General features: G+C 75.5%; 5 protein-coding genes. 3 read left to right on the top strand and 2 right to left on the bottom strand.

Translation table 11 applies throughout. From position 1 onward, the window contains the following. Positions 1-229: 229 nt before the first annotated feature. On the bottom strand, positions 230-1105 hold the full coding sequence (locus tag ACWGIU_RS30695; protein WP_453711272.1) for a carbohydrate kinase family protein: 876 nt from the start codon (positions 1103-1105) through the stop codon (positions 230-232). 145 nt (positions 1106-1250) lie between these two features. Between ACWGIU_RS30695 and ACWGIU_RS30690 the strand changes: the two genes are divergently transcribed. Continuing rightward, positions 1251-1682 carry a Rieske (2Fe-2S) protein gene (locus ACWGIU_RS30690; RefSeq protein ID WP_453711270.1) on the top strand — a complete coding sequence of 144 codons (432 nt, stop codon included), beginning with the start codon at positions 1251-1253 and terminating at the stop codon, positions 1680-1682. Between the two features lie 32 nt (positions 1683-1714). Here ACWGIU_RS30690 and ACWGIU_RS30685 read toward each other — a convergent pair whose 3' ends face one another. Next, on the bottom strand, positions 1715-2647 hold the full coding sequence (locus ACWGIU_RS30685; RefSeq protein WP_453711268.1) for a hypothetical protein: 933 nt from the start codon (positions 2645-2647) through the stop codon (positions 1715-1717). A 229-nt stretch (positions 2648-2876) separates the two neighbouring features. On the opposite strand from ACWGIU_RS30685, the gene ACWGIU_RS30680 reads away from it, so the two are divergent. Together ACWGIU_RS30680 and ACWGIU_RS30675 are read left to right on the top strand one after the other, a co-directional pair. After that, entirely contained in the window at positions 2877-3503 is a 627-nt protein-coding gene (locus tag ACWGIU_RS30680; RefSeq protein ID WP_453711266.1) for a papain-like cysteine protease family protein, read from the top strand. Continuing rightward, positions 3500-4306: a hypothetical protein gene (locus tag ACWGIU_RS30675; RefSeq protein ID WP_453711264.1), complete on the top strand. Its 807-nt coding sequence runs from the start codon at positions 3500-3502 to the stop codon at positions 4304-4306. Before ACWGIU_RS30680 ends, ACWGIU_RS30675 begins: the two co-directional genes overlap by 4 nt. Positions 4307-4445 lie beyond the last annotated feature (139 nt).

Here is a 4445-nt window from a genome sequence, read left to right as displayed (position 1 = left end):
GGACGCGCCGGCCGGGCGACTGCGGCGCGAGCTCGACGCGGGGCGGCTGCGACCGGACGCCGATCCGCGGGCCGCCGCGGCCCTGCTGCTCGGCGCCTGCTTCCGGCGGGCCTTCTTCCTGCACTTCTCCGGGGCGCACGCGGTCCAGCCCGTCGAGGAGTTCGCCCCGGCCGTGGGCCGTACCGTGTGGGCGGCGCCGATGCGAGCCGAGCCGATCCGAGCCGCCCCGTCAGAGTTCCGCCGCGTACGGCGGCTCCGCGCCCGCCCGGGTGCAGGTCAGGGCCGCCGCGTGGGCGGCGTGGGCCAGGACCTCCGGCCAGTCCACCGGGCCGCCCGGCGCGATGGTGAGCCGGTGCAGCAGGGCCGCGTTGACGGTGTCGCCCGCGCCGATCGTGTCCACCACTGCCACCGGACGGGCCGCCGCCGAGTACTCCCCGCCCTCCCGCGTCCGGACCGTCAGGCCCGCCGCGCCGCGGGTCAGCACCACCGCGGAGGGCCCCACAGCCAGCCAGTCCTCGACCCGGCCGCCCAGCCAGGCCGCGTCCTCCTCCGACAGCTTGAGGACGCTCGTGTGCGGCAGCAGCCGCTCCAGGAAACGCGCGCGGTATCCAGCGGGGTCCGCTATCAGTGCCGGCCGGATGTTGGGGTCCAACAGGGTCAGCACCCCGCGCCGGGACTCCCGGCGGAGCAAGGCCTCGTACGCGCTCGCACCTGGTTCCAGGGCCAGCGAACAGGTGCCGAGCGCGAGGGCCCGTACCCCGTCGGGCAGGGCGGGCGGCAGCGTGAACAGCCGGTCCGCCGTGCCCTCGACGTAGAAGCCGTACGAGGCCGAGCCGTCCGGGGCCAGCGAGGGCACGGCGAGCGTGGTCGGCTCCGGTCCGCGCTGGACCAGCGACAGGTCCACCCCGGCGTCCCGCAGCCCGGCCAGCAGACTCTCGCCGAAGCCGTCCGAGGAGACTCGGGAGCAGAACGCCACCTCGGCGCCGAGCCGCCCGAGCGCGAGCGCGGTGTTGTACGGTCCGCCGCCCGGCCGGGGCAGCAGCGCCCCGGGCGGCCGGGCGACGGGCACCAGGTCGATGAGGGCTTCTCCGCCGACGACGATCACGCGGGGGAAGTTACCTCATGGGACGGGGGTATCGTCGGGTGGGCCGGTGCCCGGGCCGGGTTCCGGCCCGCGCCCGCCCCCGCAGCCCGCCCCCGTACGCCTTCCCCACGGACCCGTGCCCCGTCCCGTAGCTCAGGAGAACCGCATGCCCGCGCCGCAGTCGCCCGCCCGCCGTACCGTCCTCAAGGGCGCCGCCGCGCTCGCCGGGGCCACGGGCGCCGGGGTGGCCCTCGCGGCCTGCTCCACCGAGACCGACAGCGCAGGCAACACCCCCGCCACCCCCACCGCGCCGGTGGACCTGGGCGCCGCGGCCGACGTCCCGGTGGGCGGGGCGAAGCTGTACCGGCAGGAAAAGCTGCTCGTCAGCTGCCCGGCGGAGGGCGAGTACAAGGCCTTCAGCGCCCAGTGCACGCATGCCGGCTGCGTCCTGGACAAGATCGTCGAGGGTGAGGGGAACTGCCCCTGCCACGGCAGCCGCTTCGACGTGAAGACCGGCAAGGTCCTGCGCGGTCCGGCCGCCACCCCGCTGCCCGCGGTCCCGGTCCGGGCCGAGAACGGCAAGCTCGTCGCGGGCTGACCCGCGTCCGCTCCCGGGACCGCGGCCGGACCTCAGTCCCAGTCCCAGGCGATCCCGAGGATCCCGCGCCGCACCGACTGCTCCACCAGATGCACCGCCCGGTGCCGGCCGCTGGGCGTCAGGTCCACGAGGCCGGTGCGCGGGGCCTCGGGACCGCCCCGGGCGAAGCGCCGGCAGCGCACCGGCAGGGCCGCCGCGTCGAAGCCGACCTGGAGCATGTACTGGCCGCCGGCGTAGCTGAACCCGCGGACGTACTCGCCGCTGCGGGCTCCGGTGCCGTCCTCGACCGCGTAGCCGAAGACGTGGGTGTCCCCGCGCCGCAGCCGCGCGTCGAAGAGCAGCTCCGCGACCACCACCCCGGACTCCGGGTGGCACCGCACCCGGCCCGTGCGGCAGTTCTCGTACGCCGTCACGCGCATCCGGGACCCGTCGCACCCGGGGTCGCCGTGGTGGACGGCGAGGTAGCGGTCGACGCCGTCGCGGTGCGCCCGGACGATCTGCTGCGACTCGCGGACCCGCAGTTCGCCCGCCGGGCCGATGCGGACCCGCTCGTGGTGGCCCACCGAGTGCAGCCCGCCGTCCGGCGGGAGGTCCATCCCGTCCAGGAGCCGCTCCACCGTCCCGCCCATGCTGAACAGCGCCCGGTAGGAGCGGGTGGGCGGGCGCGCGGACCCGCGGCCGGGATCCTGGGCGGCCAGCAGGCGCAGGAGGGCGCCGTCGGGCAGTTCCAGGATCCGCTCCAGGGCGGTGACCGCCCGCAGTGACTCCGGGTGACGCGGCCGCCGGGCGCCCTGCTGCCAGTAACTGAGGCTGGTCACACCCACTTCGATGCCCTGCGCGGCGAGCCGGTGCTGCACCCGGTGCAGGGGCAGTCCGCGCGCGGCGAGGGCTGCGCGCAGCGCGAGGTGGAACGGGCCGCCGCGCAGCAACTGGCCGAGTTCCGCCGTGTCCTCGGTCGGTCGCATGGCGACTCCTTCGTGAACGTTCACACGGGCCGGCGCGGGGGATCCGGCGGTGGCTCCGGGAGACCAGGTGACACGGCAGCAACCGTTCACACCGCAGCCCCACCGTTCACACAGCAATGTCATCGCGTATTGAAGCCTGTTGACCTGATCGCGACAACTCCCTGATGCTCCTGAACAGCGTCCGGACGCGCTCCTCCAACCCCCCACACCCCACACCGGGAGGAACGCGATGCGCAACCGAAACCGGCGGCATTCCCCAGCCGCCTGCCTCACCGCCGTACTCACCGCCCTGCTGTTCGCCCTGCCCCTCGGCACCGGCACCGGCACCGCCGCCGCTGCCGGGGCCGGGGCCGGGGCCGGCGCCGACTCCGCCCTCGCCGCCAAGCGCCTGAACATCACCATGCAGGCCCAGACGAAGACGAACTGGTGCTGGGCCGCCGGCGGCAACACCATCGCCACCTGGTTCGGCCGGAACTACAGCCAGAACCAGTTCTGCAACGCCGCCTTCAACCGCCAGCAGGGCAGCGAATGCCCCAACAACCAGGCCACCCTCGGCAACGTCCAGACCGGCCTGCGCTGGGCGGGCATCAACCCCGGCTCGTACGTCAACGGCTGGCTCCAGTACTCCACCGTCCAGACCGAGATCAACGCCGACCGGCCCATCGAGACCCGCATCCAGTGGTCCAGCGGCGGCGGCCACATGCACGTCGTCCACGGGTACGACACCGCCAGCAACTGGGTCCACTGGGGCGACCCCTGGCCCTCCAGCGACCGCTACAACTGGGCCTCGCACGCCTGGTACGTCAACAACGGCACCTTCTCCTGGACGCACTCCCTCTACCGGATCGGGGCGTGACCGCCATGACCCTGCGCGCCACCGCCGCCGCGGTCCTCGCCGCCACCGCCCTCCTCGGCCTCGCCCCGCGGGCCGCCGCGACCCCCGCGGGTCCGGTGCCGCAGCCCCGAACCGCCACCGCCGAGGACAAGGCCGCCGCCGCGCGGGCGGCCACCGCCCCCGACACCCTGGCCACCCTCTCCCGCTTCTTCGCCCGGGAGGGCAAGGTCTCCCTCACGGCCGCCCAGCCCCGGATCGAGGGCGAGGTGATACCGGTCAACCATCTCTCCCCGGAGTTCGTCGCGGGCAGAGCCGGCGCGCCCGTCGCCCGCCTGGAATTCCTCGCCGGCAAGGCCGTTTCCTCCGATGGGCAGCAGGCCGCGCTGTGGAGCGCCCGGACGGAAGCCGGCTGGGCGGTCGTGAACATCGCCACCGGGGACGACGAGTTCCGCTACGCGCAGCTGGGCGCGGCGGAACTGCCCGGCGGGACGGTGTTCCGGGAGCCGCAGATCGACGCCTGGTACGTGGCCGGGGGCAGCAGGGTGCTCCCACTGGACGAGGACGCCGTACGCGCCGTGGGCGCGGGGGGCACGACGCTCGGCGCCTACCGCGCGCGGGTCGTCAAGGCGTACGGGGACAAGCTCCCCGGCTCCGGCTATGCCGAGGCGGGCATGGCGGGTGGCTACGCCGACGCCGGGCCGGCCGCCGCGGGTTCTGACGGCGGCCTGCCGGTGACGGCGGGGGCCGCGGCCGGTGCGGCGGCGCTCGGGGCGCTGGGCGTGGCCGCCGTGCGGCGGTCGCGCCGCTCGGTCGGGCAGGGGTAGGTCCGGCCTCCTCCGGGGCCCGGCTCCTTCCGAGGTCGTGTCCGCAAAGGAGCGCCGGCCCCCCGAAGGGCGGGCCCCGCGGCGAGGTGCGGTGCCGGCCGTCGCGGGGCAGGCGGGCCCTGGCGGACACGACCTACGG

Source organism: Streptomyces sp. NPDC054840 (assembly GCF_053611065.1).
The sequence above is the reverse complement of the archived record's forward strand: the minus strand, read 5'-3'. Positions and strand labels throughout refer to the sequence as shown.